Genomic DNA, 19,345 nt, shown 5'->3' on the forward strand with positions numbered 1-19,345 from the left:
CTTTTTATAGGAGAAAAGATGAAAGAAGTTGACACCACCCATGTCTACCCGAAAGACGCAAACAAGACGTACGGTTTGATGGAGTTGGTGAAGGGAACAAAGCCGACTGTCGCTCAACCGCCGGATGATATGGTATACTCCTGGCCTCATCTGCTTGTGCGCGAGCTTGTCATCTTCATCACAGTTGCAGCCTGCTTGCTGATAGCGGCGTTTCTCGTTAACGCGCCGCTGGAGGAAGTTGCCAACCCGAATCATCCGCCGAATCCCGCGAAAGCGCCCTGGTATTTTCTCGGACTGCAAGAACTCGTGAGCTACTCCGCGTTTGTCGGCGGCGTGTTAATTCCGACGCTGATTGTGATCGGGTTGATGCTTGTGCCTTATATCGACAGAAAGAAAATCGGCATTGGCGTCTGGTTCGCGAAAGAACGCTGGCTCGCCAACGGACTGTTTCTCACGTTTCTCATCATCATGCTGATCCTCATCATTATCGGCATGTATTTCAGAGGGCCGAACTGGGGATTTGTTATGCCGTGGGAAGCGACGGGCGGACACTAACTTGACCATGTGATTATTTCGGAGTTACGATGCACATCAGCATACGAATGAAAATAGCCCTTATTGTCGGCGCGGTGTTTCTGCTGCTCGGCAACGGCTTTATCATGCTGAAGAATTATCAGACTGAATGGCGGGACTATCAACGCCAATATCTGGAGATGGCAATCGAGAAGACGACGGATCCCTCTACAAAGCAAGTGCTGGCCGACCGCTCACCGCGTATCGAGCAAATTGTCACGAAAGATTTCGGAAAAGAACGCGTCGAGCGTTGCATTACCTGTCACGCCGGTATTGATGATGAACGATTCGCGGATGCCCCGCAACCGTTTCGCACGCATCCGAAGATTCCGGGCGATCATCCGTACCGCACCTTCGGGTGCACCACCTGTCATGACGGCAACGGGCGCGGCCTGGAAACGGTTGACGCACACGGCGAAGGAAAGTTCTGGATGGAGCCGCTCTTGCGCGGCGACTACATCGAAAGCGGATGCGCGAAGTGTCACGGTTACAATCTGGCCGAAACGCCCAAGCTGAGGCACGGAGCCGAGTTGTTCTTTACGAAGGCGTGCTACGGTTGCCACAAAGTTGAAGGAATGTCGGACGGCAAGTTGGGTGTTGAGTTGACCCGCGTCGGTGCAAAGTGGCCGCTTGCCTATCTCGAAGAATCCATCGCTGACCCGAGGGCGAACAACTTCGAATCCATGATGCCGAAGATGGAGGTGAACGACGAAGAACTGCGCTCACTCGTCATCTTCTTGAAAAGTCTGACAGGAGAGAATCTCATCAAGGGTCCCGTTGAACGATATTATGCATTAAAGGAATGGAAGGCCTCACAACCCGCCGAGGTTCCGGTAACGGTTGAGTCGGGCAAACAGGTGTTCGCGGCAAAGCATTGCAACGCGTGCCACACTATCAACGGCGTCGGAGCAAAGATAGCCCCGGACTTGAGTGTATACGGTTTGCAGCGAACGAAAGAATGGATGATCCAGCATCATGTCAATCCCCGCTCGCTTGTTGGCGGCTCGGTGATGCCGGACTTCAAATACTCGAAGACGGAACTCGAAGCTCTCGCGCTGTACCTCGAGTCACTTAAAAAGTTGGACGTAGATAATGCGGTGGTGTACGCAGCAAAGACGGATACTACCCGCAGCGAGATGAAGTAGACGCACGACTCCGACGGGTCCGGCGAGAAAAAACATGCTCCAGCCTGTTGATGAGCAGGCCAAGATACCAAAGCAGGATATGACGGAGTCATGTCCCAACAGTACCAATGATTGAATACTCTCTCATATTACTCACCGGCTTGTTGACCAGCCTGCACTGCATCGGAATGTGCGGAGCAATCGTGCTGGCATACTCGACGACAGCCGGAACAAGTACCGGGGCCGTTTCCGTCTTTCGTTTTGTGCCGCACTTGGCATACAACGGCGGCAGAATTCTCGCGTACGCCTTTCTTGGCGGAGTTGTCGGATTGTTAGGAATGACTCTTTCCGGTTATGAAAGAATGGGAGAAGTTATTTCCATTGTCGGTGGAGCAATTATGATTGCGGGGGGATTGGCAATGCTCGGCCTTCTGCCTCTTCCCGCAACGCTTTCGCTGAGCAGCGGCGGTATCAACAAGTTGCACGGCAGACTGATTCGCGGAACGTCGTTCGCTTCAAAATTCTCGCTCGGGTTTCTTACTCCCCTTCTGCCCTGCGGCATTTTGTATGCGATGCTTGCAAAGGCGGCAGCCTCCGGCAGCGCACTCAATGGCGCGGTGACAATGGGCTTGTTTGGAATCGGTATGGCTCCCTCACTCATGCTGTTGGGCGGGTTTACATCATTCTTCTCCGCCAAAGTGAGAAAGCGGGCGGAGATGATTGCCGCGTTTACCATCATCTTGATGGGCGTGACGCTTGTACTGCGCGGCTTGCACGTACCTTTCGTCAGCTTCATTCCGATGGGTGGCGAACCTGCAGGCGGACATCATTCGTGTTGCGAGTAGCAAAGGCAATGACAAGATCACACACAAAGTCTCAAAAGACACCAGGAATCACGGAGTTTCTGCGGAGACTTTGTGAACCCTTCGTGTCTTCGTGTTGCAAAAAACAAAGGAATCACGCATGACACTCTTGAGAAAAAGCAGTTGGCTTGTTGTTCCGATGTTCATCATCGGAATGGTATTTCTTCTCATCATCTCACAACTCCAGCTCTTCGGCAATGACGGAATGGTGGCACCGCCCTCGACGCCCGAATCGGTAGCAGCAGGAAAAGACGTTTTCTTCGAGTATTGCTCCGGATGTCACGGACGCCGCGCCGACGGCCGCGGCCCGCAATCACTCAATCTTGTGCCTCGCCCGCAGAATCTCCGCAATGCCCAGTTTGTAAAATACCTGACGGATGAGAGACTCTACACATCCATCAGCGGAGGCGTTCGCGGAACTGCAATGCAGGCATTCGAATTCACTCTCTCCCCTGAAAGGCGTTGGCAAGTCATCCACTATATCCGGTCGCTGACAGTTGACGACAATATCACCATTGCCAATGCTCTTGACTATCAGCCGGTAGCAGCAGATGCAAAGAATCCCGTTGAACCGACTCCGGCTTCAACCGCAACCGGAAAGAAACTCTACCTGAACTACTGTTCAAACTGCCACGGAACAACGGCTGATGGTCACGGGATTATTGCCCCGAACCTTACTCCCGGTCCCCGCAACCTTGTTGTCGTAACATCGTGGGGCGAGAAACCATTCATTGACTATATGCCCGACAGCAGATTGTATGAATCCATTACGAACGGCGTTCCCGGCACTTCGATGAGTCCGTGGATCAAGGCGATGACGGATGAAGAACGATGGAGCATCATTACGTATTTGCGTGACCGCGCACGGCAAGAGCGGGAGAAAGGGGATTCCCAATACTAAGCTCGAAGACGTTGCCCGAAGAACGGAACACATCGTATGAAGGCAATTGGTTTACAGTGGAGGGGATGATTTCACCATCCTTCTTCTGAACAGTTCGACGATTTGTCACGCAAGAATTCATCACCCACAACAAAGGAGTACCACAACAATGGAACCACATGAAGACAAGAGCGCGAGATGGTTCATCTATACCTCCATCGCGTTCTTCCTGATTACGATCACCATCGGATTGATCATGGCGATCAAGTTTATTGCGCCGGAGTTTCTCGGCGGTATCCCCGCGCTCGGCTTCGGACGCATCCGTGCAATCCACACGAACGGCGTGCTGTTCGGCTGGCTGCTTGCGGCCGACATGGGGCTCTGTTACTACATTGTGCCGAGACTGGCTGGCGTAAAGCTGTTCAGCGAGAAGCTCGGTATGTGGACACTCTATCTCTGGATTGTCATCCTTCTCGGTGCTGTTGTCACGCTTGGCATGGGTGATACGCAAGGCAAGGAGTATCTTGAACTCAACTCCTTCCTCGACATCCTCGTCACGATTGCGTGGGTGATGTTCGGCATCAACATCTTCGGGACGATTGCGAAACGCAAATACGAAAACATGTACGCGAGTCTTTGGTACATCATGGGAACAATTTTATGGACTGCTGTTCTGTGGATTGTCGCAAATCTTCCCGTCTACTCCGGCGTGAATGATGCCAATGTGAACTGGTGGTTCGGGCACAATGCCGTCGGATTGATCTTCACTCCGGTCGGGCTCGCCATTGCGTACTACTTCATCCCGAAATCGACCGGCAACCCGTTGTACAGTCATAAGTTATCGCTTATCGGATTCTGGACAATTGCGTTCCTCTACATCTGGACCGGCGCGCATCACATCATCTTCGGCCCCATCCCGACGTGGCTGCAGACGATCGCCATCCTCTTCAGCATCTCGTTGTTGATTCCGGTTTGGACTGCGGTGACGAACTTCTACGGAACACTACGCGGCAAGTGGGCGCAAGGTAATTATGTCGTGAAGTTCTTCATTGCAGGAACGACGTTTTATCTTCTCACATGCTTCCAGGGCCCGATGCACTCGCTGCGAACGGTGAATCAGATCGTGAGCAAAACGGATTGGATTGTCGGGCACGCACACATGGCGGTGTTCGGTGCCTTCACATTCTTCGCTCTTGGCGGCATCTACTACGCACTGCCGAAAATCTTGAAACGCTCTCTCTATTCGGAGAAGATGGCAGAGTGGCACTTCTGGCTCTCGTTCGTCGGCTTCCTCGGCTTTGCGATCAGCTTGTGGATTGGCGGATTCGTCCAGGGCTTGCAATGGATGGATTACACAATCTCGTTCCTCGACACGGTGAAAGCGATGTTCCCCTATTATATGGTGAGGATGTTCTCCGCTATCCTGATGGTGGCCGCGCAGGTGATGTTCGCGTTCAACATCTGGCGGACAGTACGCGGAGGCGAGAATCCCCAACTGAAACCCGCATTAGCGTAAGGAGAAACGACAATGAAACTTGAAGCAAAAGCAGTTCTGCTCGTCGTAGTAGTTGCAGTGTTCATGTTCTTCGGCTCATACGTTACCATGGTTGTGCCGCTGACCGATGAGACATTGTACATCCCGACAGCGGATGCGAAAGACTATTCCGCGTTGGAAATGCGCGGCAGGGAAATCTATCAAGCCGAAGGCTGCGTGTACTGTCACACGCAACAAGTCCGCAACCTGCTGGAAGAAACGCAACGCTACGGAATGGGTGAAGAAGAAACCTTCAAGCGCTTCGGCATACGCGCGTTGATTCAAGCCCCGCCGTCACAACCCGGCGAGTTTGTCTACGACAAGCCGCATTTCCTCGGTACACGGCGCGCAGGCCCGGACCTTGCACGCGTTGGCGGCAAATATGACAACACGTGGCATCTGAATCATTTCCGCGATCCGCGCAGCACGTCACCCGGGTCTCTCATGCCCGCATACACCTGGCTGTTCGACAAAGCCGGTCAACCGACACAAGAGGCAATCGCCCTTGTTGCCTATATGCAGAAACTTGGCACGGGCATCAAGTGGCGCGAGGAAGGAGTCGAGCAGGTGAAGAAACTGCAGGCTCACACCGCCGAAACTGCGAATGAAACCGTTGCTGAAAGGAGGAATGATCAATGAGTACAACAGATATGTACAACGACGACGGTGAGATCAAACAAAACCATGAAACCGGACCTGGCTGGTTCTTGAGAATTGCCTACATCGTCATCGCGCTATCGTGCATCTACTACGGATTCACGTACTGGAACTGGCAGTCGAACTACCAGGAGCAGCAGACGCAGATTCAGGCAACGTTGGAGGGGAGATAGTTCCCTTCAGTTCGCGAAGTTCATGGAGTTGACAGTTTGCAGAGTCGGGTAACCACCATCTGACAATCAGGGTTTGCCCAACTCTACGAACTCTATAAACTCTATTGACTCTGCAAACTCAAGCGATTGACCATGACAACCTACAGATCCCAACGGCGGCTCGTCCAAACCATCAGCACCCTTCTGATCGTCGTGCTGCCGTTCTTCAACATCATGCGGCTCGACGTACCGACGCTGCGATTCTATTTCTTCAACAGCGTGTTGTGGGTGGATGAATTCTATCTCCTCTTCCTCGTCATCATGCTTGTTCTGTGGGTTATCGTCATCTTCTCGATGCTTTACGGACGTGTCTGGTGCGGATGGACGTGTCCGCAAACCGTGCTGAACGAGTTGTATGCTTGGTTCGAAAAAAGAGCGAAAAGGTGGTTGCGCGTTCCAAAAACAGGAGCCAAACTGTGGCGTCGCGTAGCGGCATTCTCGCTTGTTACACTCGCGACGGCTGTCATTTCTCTCGTCATCGGTTTCAATCTTGTTGCATACTTTGTCGATCCGTACCGGATGTTGCGCGAGGCCGCTGCATTTTCACTCGGCCCGATCACAACGGGCATCATCATCAGCATCGGCCTCTTCATGTTTGTTGATGTCATGTTCTGGCGGGCGAAATTCTGCACGAAAGCGTGTCCGTACGGCATGTTGCAGGCTGTCTTCACGGATTCGAAAACCCAGATCGTCAGGTACCACACCGAGCGCAACGATGAGTGCATCGAATGCAAAGCCTGCGTGCGCGATTGCATGATGGGAATTGACATCCGTACCTCTCCCTATCAAACGGAATGCATTCATTGCGGCGATTGCGTTGATTCGTGCACGACGATTCTCTCGCGACTCAAGAAGCCATTGCCAAGCCTCATTTCATTTTCGTGGGGAGAAAAGGAGATGCAGAAGGTTACCTGGTATCAGAAACTCGGATTGGTCGATGCAAAGCGATGGGCAATTCTCGGCTTGACCGCTGTGTATGCTATTGTGCTTGTGGTAGTGATTCAACTCCGCCAGCCGCTTTCACTTACCGCGTCGGGCGACCGCGCCACGCTGTACCACATTGCCGATGACGGACGGATCTACAATGAGTATACGCTGAAGATCTCGAACCGCAGCATGGAGGACGGCTGGTTTACCATTGCGTGCGCGGGCGGGGAAACCCCGGAAGGTGGTTGCAGTATTTCGGTTGAGCAGAACCCGATCTTCTTGCATTCACGCGAGGTGAAAGCATTGAAGATTGCCATTTACACAAAGGGAGATCATTTCCGGCCCGGCCCGAACCGGGTTGAGCTTATAGCATTCAACAGAGACAATGCCGCTGTTCGGACGACAACCGAGGCGGTGTTCTTCATGCCCGAGCAAGCGATCAGTGACGCACAACTTGATACACAAAAGGAGCCGTTATGATGAAAAGAGCCATTTACGGAACGCTTGCTTTGTTCTTTGCCATTCTCATTCTCACAATCGTCATCGCGCAGCGCACGCCCATTCACGAAGTGAAGTACGAGAACGGAAAAGTAGTAACGAAGACGAGATGACCTCTGCAACATATAGAGGCATGCGGCAAGCATGTCCTGAACAGGTGGGAATTTTCCTCGATGCAACACTGCGGAGCCGTGTCCCAACCGCCTTGAATCGGTGACGTCAATGAATCAAACAACATTGACTAACCAAACGCCGTCATCGGTTGCTCACTTGTCCTCCTGCAATCTCTGCGGCCTGAAACTCCCCAAACGTTCCTACACAGCCGAAGCAAACGGACAAACATTTCATCTTTGCTGCACAGGATGTCGCCAAGTGTTCATTCTTCTCAACGAAAGCGGATTGCTTCAAGGCGACTACAAGGGTTCCGAACTCTACCAAACAAGCCTGAAGTTGGGCATCATCGGCAAACCCGAAGACGACACACGGTCGAGCGAACCGTCTCCTGAAGAACTCAACGAGTGCAAGGAACTCGTCTTGCGTGTTGATGGCATGTGGTGTTCGTCGTGTTCGTGGTTGATTGAAAAAGTAGTTGGGGGGGAGAACGGTGTTGTGCATTCGCGAATCCTCTATGCGTCGGACACGGCCAAGATCTTCTACAAACCCGAAATCATTTCTCCTGAACACATTGTCAAGCGTATTGAGCGGCTCGGATATTCAACAAACTCGAGAGATGCAAGTATCGCCGAAAGCCGGCCTGAGAGAAAGTCGCTGCTCATCAGAATGGGCGTTGCCCTTTTTCTAGTGATGAACCTGATGTATTTCAGCTACACGTTGTACGTCGGCTACTTCCAGGAACTCCCTCCCCAAATTCTCTCCTTGATCCCGGCAATTCTCTTCGGGCTGGCAAGTCCGGCTGTGTTCTGGTGTGCAATCCCGATTCATCGCAAAGCATGGCAGAGTTTGCGCGGCATGGCCCCGACGATGGAGCTTCTCTTTTCCATCGGCATCTTCTCGGCATTCTTCTACAGTACGTATGAATTGTTTTCGGGGGGAGAGCATTTCTACTTCGATACAGCCGGAAGTCTCGTTGCCTTGTTGCTTGTCGGCAAGTTCATCGAGCTCTCCGCGAAGCACAAAACATCCGAGAGCATCAACCGCTTGTATCAGATGCTGCCGAAGAAGGTTCGCATCAAAGCGCCCGAAGGCGAACGGCTGGTTGCTGTTGACAAATTGAGTGTCGGTGACCGCTTCATCGTGAAGTCGGGGGAGAAGATTCCCGCTGATGGCGTTGTTGTCGAGGGCAACGCCATTGTTGATGAGTCGCTGCTGACGGGGGAATCGAAATCGATCGAGAAGAGAGTCGGCTCTGCGGTTGTCGCATCTTCGATGAACGTGAACGGGGTTATCGACGTTGAAGCAGTCCGGATCGGCAACGACACCGCGCTCTCATCCATCATCAAGCTCGTCGAGCGGGCGTTGTCGAGCAGATCGGAACTGGAGCAGATGGTGGACAGGTTTGCGCGGGTGTTTATTCCGGCAATCATTGTTGTTGCGTTCGGTGTCGGAATCGTGCTCGCCCTGACAGGTGCCGGCGTGGAAACGGCGCTGATTCGGTCGATTACCATTCTGGTCATTGCATGCCCGTGCGCGCTCGGCATGGCAACACCGCTGGCAATTGCGGCAGGAATCGGCTACGCGGCAAAGCGCGGCATTCTGATTCGTGACGGTGCGGCGTTGCAGGTGGTTGGCAGGGTATCAACGGTTGTGTTCGACAAAACGGGAACGCTGACCGAAGGAAAATTCACGCTTCTCAACACATTGTCTGATGAGCATCTTCGTCTCGTTGCCTCGCTTGAGCAATCCTCCAATCACCCGATAGCACAGGCAATTGTGGATGCGGCCAGAGGAAGGGGTCTGCAGCTCACGGAGGCGACGCATGTGCAAATCCTTGATGGAAAAGGAATTACCGGAATAGTTGAAGGAACGCAACTCGCGGCCGGCAGCATGCGATGCGTTCTTGATTCAGGATTCGATATTGATGAAGGCGCAGTCGAGATAAGCGAGCGTGAAGCAGAACTCGGACACACGATTGTGTTTCTGGGAGTAGGAAGAGTGAAGAATGCAGTTCCGATGGTGCTCGGTGATTCTCTCAAACCCTCTTCGCACAGCGCAATAGAACAACTCACGAAAGCAGGAGTTGCCGTCCGGTTGCTTTCCGGAGATATGGAGAAAACAACGTCTGCAGTAGCACGCAACGCGGGAATTGACCTGTATACCGCGCAAGCTCTCCCCTCCGACAAGATCGAAGCAATCAAGAAATTTCAGAATGCGCAGCACATTGTTGCAATGGTTGGCGACGGTGTGAATGACGCGCCTGCTCTCGCGCAGGCAGATGTAGGGATTGCCATGGGAGGCGGAACGGAAATCGCCGTCGAGTCTGCAACCATCACGCTTCTGCGCGATGATCTTACGCTTGTTCCCGAGGCACTCGATATTTCCAAGCGCAGCTTTGCAGCGGTGAAACAGAATCTCGCATGGGCATACTTCTACAACAGCATTGGTATTATTCTCGCCATCCTCGGCTACCTCAATCCCTTCATTGCAGCGATTGCGATGCTGGCAAGCAGTCTCTCCGTTGTTCTCAACTCTATGCGAGTCAGCCTTCCCAAAGGGATGTTCTCGAAAAGACTCGTTGAGATTCTTTTCCCTTGGATTGAGCCGGCCGAGTCTGCGTAGGACAGGCGGTTCCAAGATAGTAAGCCACTTCAACATTCCCTTTCATGAACTCTTGCATCACACCGGAAAATTCCGTTTGATAGTCTGCCGCTGCAACGCGGTATCACACTCCGGCTCACAGCCACATTGTTCTTTCATGCAGTCTCGCCACAACAGCCCATGCACTTCATCGTTGCCGGACGACAGCGGCTTTTACCCCGAATCGATTATCCGGTCACCATTCTCAAGCTCATGAATCCACTAAACAACCCACTACAATCATAGGAGCCACTATGCGATCCGGATTTTTCTCAATCACTCATGTATTGCTTTTCATCGTTGCCGCTGCGCTTGTAGCCGGCTGCGCGCCCGCGGGCGATGCACCGGAAAAAATGGTGACTGAAGCTGATGCCTTGGACAAAGCCTGGCTTGAAGCATACAACAGCAAGAATGTTGACGCTATCATGGCATTATATTGGAACAGTCCCGACCTCGTTTCCTATCCTCCCGGCGAAATGGAAGTGCGCGGCTGGGACAAGATGAAGGAGGGAATGATGAAGGAATTCTCACAGGCAACAGACGGAAAGTTGGAGTTTGTCGAAACGAGCAACAGGGCAATGGGCACCGTGGTCATCGGCTCGGGCAAATGGCGTTTCACCATGCCTTCGGCGCAAGTGGATGTTACAGGAAGATATACGGACGTGAAGGCGAAGAAGGAGGGCAAGTGGGTGTATCTGATGGATCATGCTTCTGTACCGATGCCTCCACCGCCTGACCAACCTTCCGGCAATTAGCACAAATGGCGGCGCATGCCGGACGAGTGTGCGCCGCGAATTGTGCAGGTGCAATGACTGCGAAAAGACCTCCTTCAACGGCCTGCTTACTCTGCGGTGATCAACTTGTACCCCTTGCCGTGAGTGTTCTTGATCTCGAGTGAGGGATCACCCGTAAGATACTTGCGGAGTTTTGAGATGAACACATCAAGGCTACGGCCGTTGAAGTACGTGTCGCTTCCCCAAATCGTGTTCAGAATTGTGGAACGCTCGACTGTCGCGTTCCGATGCTGATAGAGTATTTGAAGAAGAAGCGACTCCGTTGAAGTGAGTTTCGTCTTCTTTTTTCCAAGAAGAAGAAGCTGCTTGTTTGCATCAAATGAGTACCTTCCGATGGGAATGGGTCCTGAAGCCCCCCTCAACGGTTTTCCTGTCCGCTTGAGAACTGCTTCAATCCTCAGCAATAATTCTTCCATGCTGAACGGTTTCGTAACATAATCGTCGCCGCCCGCTTTGAATCCTTGAACCCGGTCTTCTTTCATCGCCTTCGCCGTCAAAAAAATAACGGGCGTTTCCTCGTCCTTCATCCGCAACTCGCGCACGAATGTGAAGCCATCCCGCTTCGGCATCATCACATCGACAAGACACAGATCGAAGCGCTCTGCGCTGAATTCTGCAAGCCCTTCGTCACCGTTGGCTTTCCGGATCACCGCAAAGCCGTGTGCCTCAAGATGTTCCTGAAGCATGAATGCAAGATTGACGTCATCTTCGAGAAGAAGGATTCGCCGTTTCATGATACAACCGGAAGTCGCAGTTCAACTGTCGTACCCGATCCCTTCTCGCTCTGAATAGATGCCGTTCCGCCGTGCTTCTCCACAACCAGCTTCACATAACTCAATCCGATGCCGAAACCCTTGACGTCGTGCAGGTTACCTGTCGGGACACGATAGTACTTTTCGAAAGCGCGTGCCGCGTGCTCTTGTGCCATTCCAATACCATGATCAATGACTCGAATAACGAGGTGATGCTCGCTGTTACCCGTCGTTACAACAATGGTCGGAGCGTCGGACGAGTACTTCTCAGCGTTGTCGAGAACGTTTCTGATCACATTCTCAATGTGAACGCTGTCGCCAGCAACTATCGATCTTCGCGCATCGAGCAATGTTGTAAGCGTTCCGCCTCTCGTTGAGACCGGAACCGAAGCGGCCGCAACCGCTTTGTCGATGATTGCATGAACGTCAAGCAGCTCGCGGCGGAATTCCACCTCCCCCTCCTCCAGCGCCGCCATGTGCAGTATTTTCTCGATCTGTTTGCGCATCCGCGTGTTCTCGTCGGCAATCACGTTGTTGTACTCGGCGATCTTCTTCTTCATCCGGAGAACATCGGGGCGCCGCAACGCTTCGCTGGCGAGCGCGATGGTTGAAAGGGGTGTCTTGAACTCATGTGTCATGTTGTTGATGAAGTCCGTCACGCGCTCGCCGAGTTCCTTCTGCCGCAACATCGTCCTCACGGTAAACCCGAAGCTTGCAAGCACAACGCCGACGAACAGAAGGTGCAACACCGATTCGGGTATGAACTCCTTCATCAATTGGGATTTGTAATCGGGAAACCGTACCATCAGCGTTGCCGGCATCCCGGAAAAATCGTGCGAGAAAACCGGCACCGTGAACGCCGACTCCCGCGCCATCGCCGCGTTGCCGGAAACGCGTCCCGCAACGAGACTATCCTTCTTGTCTCTCACCTCAAACTCGTACGGAAAATCAATTCCCCCTTGTTGGAGAAACCGCGCAACAACGGAGTCAACCTGTTCATTGTTGATGCGCTCCGAAAGCGGCGGCGCCTCCTTCCCGGCAACAGTCTGCGTAATGCGACTGATGATTCTCTCTCCATCAATTTGTTTAGCAGGCATTTCAAACGATACGGCTCCTCCCGCGCCATCCCAACGGTATGTCGAGAACAAACTGTCCGTCCGCACTTGAATGATGTACACGCCTTTCTTCATCTTCTCGCCCGGAAGCGTCAACTCATGTTTCCCCTCGCCCTTCTTTGCATCAACGAGAACGGTGTCTAACTTGCCGAACGGGTCGAACACCTTGACGGTAACTTTCTGCTGCGTGCCGAGTTGGTACGAGAGCTTGTCGCCAACGAGTGCTGTTGACGAGCCTCCCCCCGTCGTAAACGCCGACACCATAACGGTTTGGCCGGAGTCCCTTTTGAGAACGCGCTTCTTTGTGTCGGAGTATGAGAACGTCATCGGGCGATGGCCGGTGGAATCGGATACAAAAAGGAGAAACCGGTCGCGGGCATCAGCTTCTTCGATGACGGCAACGGCGGCGTTGAGTGCAGCAAGAACATTCTGGCGGAAGGTCTGATCTTTCAACTCGAGCGAGCGTTGGAGAAATCTGTACTGAAGGAACAGAATTCCGCCCAACGCGACTGCCATCCCCGCAACGAGAATGCCGATTGTTTGCTTCGAGAGCTTCATGTTCGAATATACGAACCTCTTTCGTCCCCTTCTACTCTCTCCTCCGCTCTTTACAAATCTTAACACTTCCTCACAAACGTTAACTTGGCGGCTTGCATCTTTTTCTGCAACTTAGCGTTCGAAGAACCGTTCGTCGAATCCATCACATCCTACAGATTGGAGTTTTACTATGCGCGTGCTACTTCTGCTTCTTGCGTTGACTCATCTTGCCATCTTCGTTTCTCCCGCAGCCCAAAACTGGAGCGGGCAGGGAGAAAAGAAGATGATCAGATTTGAAGCAAAGACAACAGTGATCATTCCTGAGATTGGCGCAGTCATTATGGAGGAGAATGGAAAACTCACCGTCGGCACAACCCTCCCGATACAATCATCCGACAAGTCTTCAACCTTCGATATCACGAAAGGAGATGAGGTCGGAATGATCAATGGTAAACGCGTTGGAACGATTGCGGAACTGCGTGAGAGTTTCGAACAGGCTGCAATTGGCAGCGAGGTAAAACTCGGCTTGCGCAGAGAGGGACGACCGCATATTGTGACGTTTGTGAAGAAAGATCCGAAGGAGGGTTCTCAGAAGATGATTATCAGGAAAAGCGACGGGGCTTCCGGCGATGAGGACGTTCTTCCCGCTCTCGGCATTATTGTCCGGAAGCAAAAGGATAATGTGGTCGTTGCAGAGATACTTGACGAAACATCAGGGCTGTTCAAATCGGGGGATGTTATCACATCACTCAACGGAAAACGGATTGCTTCTGTGCAGGAATTCTCTTCAACGTTCGATGCCACCGCCGTTGGGGGCGAGTTACGCTTCGAGCTTGTTCGGGACGGCAAAGCCGTGTCTTTCACGATGAAGCGCCCCGAGCCGCGTGGAAACGTCATCATCAAGAAGTAAAAACAGACATGCTGAAGATTCTTGTTTTCATAGCATCAATAGTTCTGATATATCCGCAAGCCGAAGCACAATACAACAGCTTCAATCAGCGCGACGATAAGTACAGGCTTCTTGGCCTGAAGCGGGCGAAGGAGTATTTTGAAGTCCAACGCAAAGAGTACGAGAGGCAGCAAGAGTTGTTTCGCAAAGGACTCATCTCGCAAGTTGAGCTTGACCGCGTGAAGAATTCCTTCGCCGATGCCGAGGTGAACTACCAGCAATCGCTGCTTGCTGTACTGTTCGAGCAGCAGTATGTTTCCATTGACAAAGCCGTGAAGTATCAAGCAGCAGACGGAACGAAGCGCGTCCGCCTGACGGTTGCGAATGCGTCGGGGGCGACGGAGGAGTTTCAGAAACTTCTCGGACTCGACGACCCGCTGTTCCGCTCTCTCCAACCCGACATGATTCACAACGTGTACATCTCTCTCTACAACAATGACGGGGCAATCATCTCGCAACCGTATGAAGCGAAGATCGAGCAGTTACGGTCGGGACAGCCAAAGCGGGCGGACTTCGGGTTGTTGCAGGATCTCGATGCCGTTACCGTGAACATCATCTACGGCAACGGCACAAGCCGCACGCTGAAGATTCTGCTGCAAAAGGACAACACCGCAAACAAAGTGATTGTGCAGTCACAACAATTCTCGCAGGAAGTCGAACTCGGAAAATCCGCAACATTCGATTTGCGGCTCGAGCTGTTCAGCGGCATCGACAACACCTTCAGCCTTGAAGTGATCAATCTCCCCCAACAAATCAACAGATTTTTCAAGGATGTGGGAAGCCAGGCCCGGCTGAGTCAAATCAAGTTCACGGAAAACGTCAATGCCCGGCAGGCGGGATTGGAAGTTTCACTGCCTGATCGCCCGAACGAACGCGTGCCGATGGATACAGCCATACCTTTCTATGTTCTCGTTATCCCGGCGGACAAAGTTAGAGAAGTGAGAAAAGCGGGAGAGAAAGAATGGACGGAAGAAGAAATCAAAGATCTGAATGTCGGATACGTTCGCCTCGAACTTATGCCCCGAGGAAGAGGGCGCATTCTTGTCCGTGCCCCGCAACTCTATCACACCATCAAACCCGACGGGCAGATGGAGATGACGGTTGATGTTGTAAACGAGGGAACGCGGCGTCTCGACAATCTCAAAATTGACGTCGATCTACCGCTGAATTGGTCGAAAACGATCGACCCAGCAGTGATTCCGATGCTCGACATCAACGAAGAAAGGAGAATCGCGCTGACGGCTGTCCCGCCGTCGGGAATTTCCGTCGGTCGATACGACATTCGTCTGCGCACAAGCGCATTGTCCGACAATCAACCGGTGAATGCAGAGGACAAGATTGTAACAGTTGAAGTGACAGCCGACGCAAGTGTGTTCGGAACGTTGGTACTCGTTCTGCTGATTCTTGGTTTGGTGGGCGGCATCGTCGCCTTCGGAATTCGATTATCACGCAAGTAGCTATCAATCTTACAAGGACAACTCATGCAACAGAATCCTCTCTTTGAAGCTGCCAATCTCACAAAACAATATGAAGACGGCGTGCTTGCGCTCGACAACGTTACGTTCTCTGTACATTCCGGGGAGATTTTTACAATCCTCGGCGCAAACGGCGCGGGTAAAACAACGACAATCAACATCTTTCTCAACTTCATCGAGCCGACGTCCGGTGAAGCAAAGATCAACGGTATCGTTACACACACAAAGCCGCTCGAAGCGAAGAAGCATGTCTCGTACGTTTCCGAAAATGTGATGCTGTACCAGGATTTTAGCGCAATACAAAACCTCGATTTCTTCGCCCGTCTTGGAGGCAAGACACACTACAAAAAGGATGAATACCGGACTGTGTTGCGCCGTGTCGGGCTGCAGGACGAGGCGCACGACAAAAAGCTGAAGGGGTTTTCGAAAGGCATGAGACAGAAATGCGGAATCGCAATAGCGATTCTCAAGGATGCGCCTGCGATTGTGCTCGACGAACCGACATCGGGCCTCGATCCGCAGGCCGCATATGAGTTTCAGCGATTGCTCGAATCGCTGAAAGCTGAAGGCCGGGCAATACTTATGTCAACACACGATATTTTTCGCGCGAAGGAAGTCGCTGACACTATCGGTATTATGAACCGCGGCCGACTTGTGATGCAGGAGTCCGCTCAGGCACTTGCCGGACAAGATCTTGAAAAAGTATATATGCGTTACATCGAAGGCCGTCAGGCTTAGCCCGGAGATCGAACCATGACAAGACTTATCCTCTTCAAAGAACTCCGGGAGATTGTCGCCTCATCGAAGTTTGCCGTGACATTCGGCGTCTGTTCGTTACTGATTCTTCTTTCATTCTATGTCGGGGCGAAAAACTGGCAAATCGGGAACGAGCAATACGAAGCATCGAAGCGTGAGAACCTGCGGGCGATGGAAACGATGACGGATTGGTCGGAAGTCCGCAATCACCGGATCTTTCTTCCGCCGCGCCCGATCGCATCGCTCGTGAACGGCGTGTCGAACGACATTGGACGGACGGCGGAGATTCGCGGGAGCGGCGACATCGCCGCGCAAGACAGCCGCTACGGCGAAGACCCGATCTATGCCGTTTTCCGATTCCTCGATCTCGATTTCATCATACAGATAGTACTGTCACTGTTCGCCATTCTGTTCGCTTATGATTCGATAAATGGAGAAAAGGAACGCGGCACGCTCCGGCTTACGTTTGCCAATCCCATCCCGCGCACGTCGTACATACTGGGCAAGATGGCAGGATCGGTCTTGGGACTCGCCGTGCCGTTGCTGATTCCGATACTGCTCGGATGTCTCATTCTGATTGCTGCCGGCATTCCAATGCAATGGGGTGACTGGGTGCGGCTTTCGTTGGTAATCGCAGCAGGATATCTGTATTTCAGCGTCTTTCTTGCAGTATCCATGTTTGTCTCCGCTGCGACGCAGAAGTCATCGACGTCATTTCTCATGCTGCTCGTCATCTGGATTTTTTCCGTGATGATACTTCCCCGAACCGCTGTGCTGCTTGCGGGCCGTGCAGTTGACGTGCCGAGCGTCGACGAAATCGCGTCAAAGCGTTCGCGCTACTCGGCATCATTGTGGCAGGAACAACGGAAGGCAATGGCAGACTTCCGCGCTCCTGAAAATCTCCCTCCGGAAGAGATGATGAAGGAGTTTCAGAAATTCATGTCAAACCTCGGCTCCGCGCGTGATAAGAACATGCAGGAGTTTGCTTCACGATTGAATGAAGAGAGAAAGAACCGCCAGCAGGTGCAGGAACGGCTTGCGTTCGGACTTGCGCGTGTATCGCCGTCGGCAGTATTTTCGTTCGCAAGCACAACCGTTGCAGGAACCGGACTTCATTTGAAAGACGAATACAAACTCCAGGCGGAACGCTACCAGCAGGCATTTGCGGAGTTTATCAAGGGCAAGACAGGCACATCGCCGAGTGGCGCGTTTATCTTCCGCATTACTACCGATACCCAGGAGGAGAAGAAGCCGATCAATCCGGCCGAGCTTCCGGTCTTTGCATTTCAACCGCCCTCGCTTTCTGCTTCGATGCGGAGCATTGCCGTCGATCTCGGTATTCTGATCCTGTTTTGCCTGATATTCTTCGCCGGCGCGTTTATCTCGTTTCTCCGTTACGATGTACGATAGATGTTTGAACCGTAACTGTAATCTGTAATCCGGAAATCACAAACACGGTCTTATCATGTTCATCACATTGCTGCTCAAAGAACTCCGCTCCATCCTTCTCAGTCCGAAATTCACGACAACATTTGCTGTAGTCTCCATACTTCTGTTGCTGAGCGTGTATGTCGGAATTCAGGAATTTCATTCATACACCCGGCAGTATCATGCCGCCAACGAGCTGGTCCGCCAGGAGATGAGGGAAGCAAGAGGGTGGATGCAGTTGAACACCCGCGTGTACCGCGAACCCGACCCGATGCAGATCTTCGTCTCGGGCGTCCACAACGATGTGGGGCGTGTCTCGGGCATTACCAACTGGCAACCGGTGAAACTTGTCAACAGCACGTACAGCGACGACCCGATCTTTGCATTCTTCCGCTTCATTGATTTCACGTTTATCGTTCAGGTTGTCTTGACGCTGTTCGCAATCCTCTTTACGTACGATGCCGTGAACGGAGAACGTGAACGCGGCACGTTGCAGCTTCTCCTCTCGAATGCCGTCCCTCGGGCAAGTCTTGTTATAGCAAAATTCGCCGGTACATGGTTTGGACTCGTATTACCGCTGGCGATTCCCGTGCTCATCAGTCTTCTCCTCCTTCCGTTGTTGGGCATACCGATGACAAGCGACCATTGGCTGAGACTCGGATTGCTTCTCGGGGCATCGCTGCTTCTGTTTACGTTCTTCATGGCATTCGGCGTCCTGGTCTCATTGTTGACGAGAAGGTCGAGCGTGTCGTTCCTCTTCTGTCTTGTTGCGTGGGTTTCAGGCGTCTTGATCATCCCGCGCGCTGCGGTGATGCTCGCAGGCCGGATTGTGCAGGTTCCGACAGTAGCGGAAGTCGAGGCGCGCCAGGACAGCTATGCGAAGGATCAATGGAGCGTTCACATGAAGGAGCTGGGGGAAGAATGGCGGAAGCGCAACACATGGTTGCAGCAGTTTCCCGAAAACGAACGTTCCACAAAGAGAGAGGAAATGGAATGGGAATGGGCCGAACAGGATGACGGCAGCCGCAAACTTGTACAAAACGCCATCGACGAAAATGCCCGCATCTTAAAAGAAGAACTCCGCAACAGAAAACATGAACAAGAACGTCTCGCGTTTATGCTGTCGCGATTCTCGCCCGTCTCGGCATTCCAGTTAGCAGTCATGAATCTTGCCGAAACCGATATCACGCTGAAAGCGCGCTACGAGGACGCTTTGAACATCTACCGGACTGCCTTCAACCGGTACAAACAGCAGAAGCAGAAGGAGTCGGGCGACTCGGGAGGTATCAGGATTTCCGTCGACAGCGAGCGGGGGGTCAAGATCGATACGGGACGGGAGATCGCGCTCGACCTCAGCGGCATTCCGGAGTTCACCCGGGAGCGTGCATCAATCAGTTCTGTGCTTGCACGAAGCATCGTGGATTTCGGTTTACTGAGTCTATTCTCTCTGATTGCTTTCGCCGCGGCGTTCGTTATGTTCCTCAGGTACGATGTGCGTTACTCGGCTGGATGAAGTC

17 protein-coding genes are annotated in these 19,345 nt (G+C 52.6%); 15 read left to right on the forward strand and 2 right to left on the reverse strand.

Features of this window, described 5'->3' with window-relative positions; genetic code table 11:
* The first annotated feature begins 18 nt into the window (after positions 1-18).
* The 10 genes from KF749_05970 (at position 19) to KF749_06015 (ending at position 10,777) form a co-directional block, all read left to right on the forward strand.
* The gene (locus KF749_05970; protein MBX2990700.1) at positions 19-555 is read left to right on the forward strand and encodes a menaquinol oxidoreductase; all 537 of its coding nucleotides are present in this window, start codon (positions 19-21) and stop codon (positions 553-555) included.
* Positions 556-584: 29 nt separating this feature from the next.
* The gene (locus KF749_05975; GenBank protein ID MBX2990701.1) at positions 585-1,718 is read left to right on the forward strand and encodes a cytochrome c; all 1,134 of its coding nucleotides are present in this window, start codon (positions 585-587) and stop codon (positions 1,716-1,718) included.
* A 107-nt stretch (positions 1,719-1,825) separates the two neighbouring features.
* A complete protein-coding gene (locus KF749_05980; protein ID MBX2990702.1) occupies positions 1,826-2,542 on the forward strand; it encodes a sulfite exporter TauE/SafE family protein in 717 nt (238 codons plus the stop codon).
* Between the two features lie 118 nt (positions 2,543-2,660).
* Positions 2,661-3,461: a cytochrome c gene (locus KF749_05985; protein MBX2990703.1), complete on the forward strand. Its 801-nt coding sequence runs from the start codon at positions 2,661-2,663 to the stop codon at positions 3,459-3,461.
* Between the two features lie 148 nt (positions 3,462-3,609).
* Complete coding sequence (locus KF749_05990; protein MBX2990704.1) at positions 3,610-4,956, forward strand: cbb3-type cytochrome c oxidase subunit I; 1,347 nt, start codon at positions 3,610-3,612, stop codon at positions 4,954-4,956.
* Between the two features lie 12 nt (positions 4,957-4,968).
* Positions 4,969-5,613, forward strand: a complete 645-nt coding sequence (locus KF749_05995) for a cbb3-type cytochrome c oxidase subunit II (GenBank protein MBX2990705.1) — start codon at positions 4,969-4,971, stop codon at positions 5,611-5,613.
* A complete protein-coding gene (locus KF749_06000) occupies positions 5,610-5,804 on the forward strand; it encodes a hypothetical protein (protein MBX2990706.1) in 195 nt (64 codons plus the stop codon). Before KF749_05995 ends, KF749_06000 begins: the two co-directional genes overlap by 4 nt.
* A gap of 132 nt (positions 5,805-5,936) precedes the next feature.
* Positions 5,937-7,250, forward strand: coding sequence for a 4Fe-4S binding protein (locus KF749_06005; protein MBX2990707.1), 1,314 nt, complete (start codon positions 5,937-5,939; stop codon positions 7,248-7,250).
* A 390-nt stretch (positions 7,251-7,640) separates the two neighbouring features.
* A complete protein-coding gene (locus KF749_06010; GenBank protein MBX2990708.1) occupies positions 7,641-10,004 on the forward strand; it encodes a cation-translocating P-type ATPase in 2,364 nt (787 codons plus the stop codon).
* A 272-nt stretch (positions 10,005-10,276) separates the two neighbouring features.
* On the forward strand, positions 10,277-10,777 hold the full coding sequence (locus KF749_06015) for a nuclear transport factor 2 family protein (protein MBX2990709.1): 501 nt from the start codon (positions 10,277-10,279) through the stop codon (positions 10,775-10,777).
* Between the two features lie 86 nt (positions 10,778-10,863).
* On the opposite strand, the gene KF749_06020 is transcribed toward KF749_06015, so the two are convergent.
* Together KF749_06020 and KF749_06025 are read right to left on the reverse strand one after the other, a co-directional pair.
* The gene (locus KF749_06020; GenBank protein MBX2990710.1) at positions 10,864-11,550 is read right to left on the reverse strand and encodes a response regulator transcription factor; all 687 of its coding nucleotides are present in this window, start codon (positions 11,548-11,550) and stop codon (positions 10,864-10,866) included.
* Positions 11,547-13,241, reverse strand: a complete 1,695-nt coding sequence (locus KF749_06025) for a HAMP domain-containing histidine kinase (protein ID MBX2990711.1) — start codon at positions 13,239-13,241, stop codon at positions 11,547-11,549. Before KF749_06025 ends, KF749_06020 begins: the two co-directional genes overlap by 4 nt.
* Before the next feature lie 169 nt (positions 13,242-13,410).
* Between KF749_06025 and KF749_06030 the strand changes: the two genes are divergently transcribed.
* The 5 genes from KF749_06030 to KF749_06050 are packed head-to-tail and all read left to right on the forward strand — an operon-like array spanning position 13,411 to position 19,341.
* Positions 13,411-14,130, forward strand: a complete 720-nt coding sequence (locus KF749_06030) for a PDZ domain-containing protein (GenBank protein MBX2990712.1) — start codon at positions 13,411-13,413, stop codon at positions 14,128-14,130.
* A gap of 8 nt (positions 14,131-14,138) precedes the next feature.
* A complete protein-coding gene (locus tag KF749_06035) occupies positions 14,139-15,626 on the forward strand; it encodes a hypothetical protein (protein ID MBX2990713.1) in 1,488 nt (495 codons plus the stop codon).
* Positions 15,627-15,650: 24 nt separating this feature from the next.
* Positions 15,651-16,382, forward strand: coding sequence for an ABC transporter ATP-binding protein (locus KF749_06040; protein MBX2990714.1), 732 nt, complete (start codon positions 15,651-15,653; stop codon positions 16,380-16,382).
* 15 nt (positions 16,383-16,397) lie between these two features.
* Positions 16,398-17,810, forward strand: coding sequence for an ABC transporter permease subunit (locus tag KF749_06045; GenBank protein ID MBX2990715.1), 1,413 nt, complete (start codon positions 16,398-16,400; stop codon positions 17,808-17,810).
* Between the two features lie 55 nt (positions 17,811-17,865).
* Entirely contained in the window at positions 17,866-19,341 is a 1,476-nt protein-coding gene (locus tag KF749_06050) for an ABC transporter permease subunit (protein MBX2990716.1), read from the forward strand.
* Positions 19,342-19,345 lie beyond the last annotated feature (4 nt).

This window comes from Bacteroidota bacterium (genome assembly GCA_019637975.1).
Classification (GTDB): Bacteria; Bacteroidota; Ignavibacteria; order UBA10030; family UBA6906; genus CAADGV01.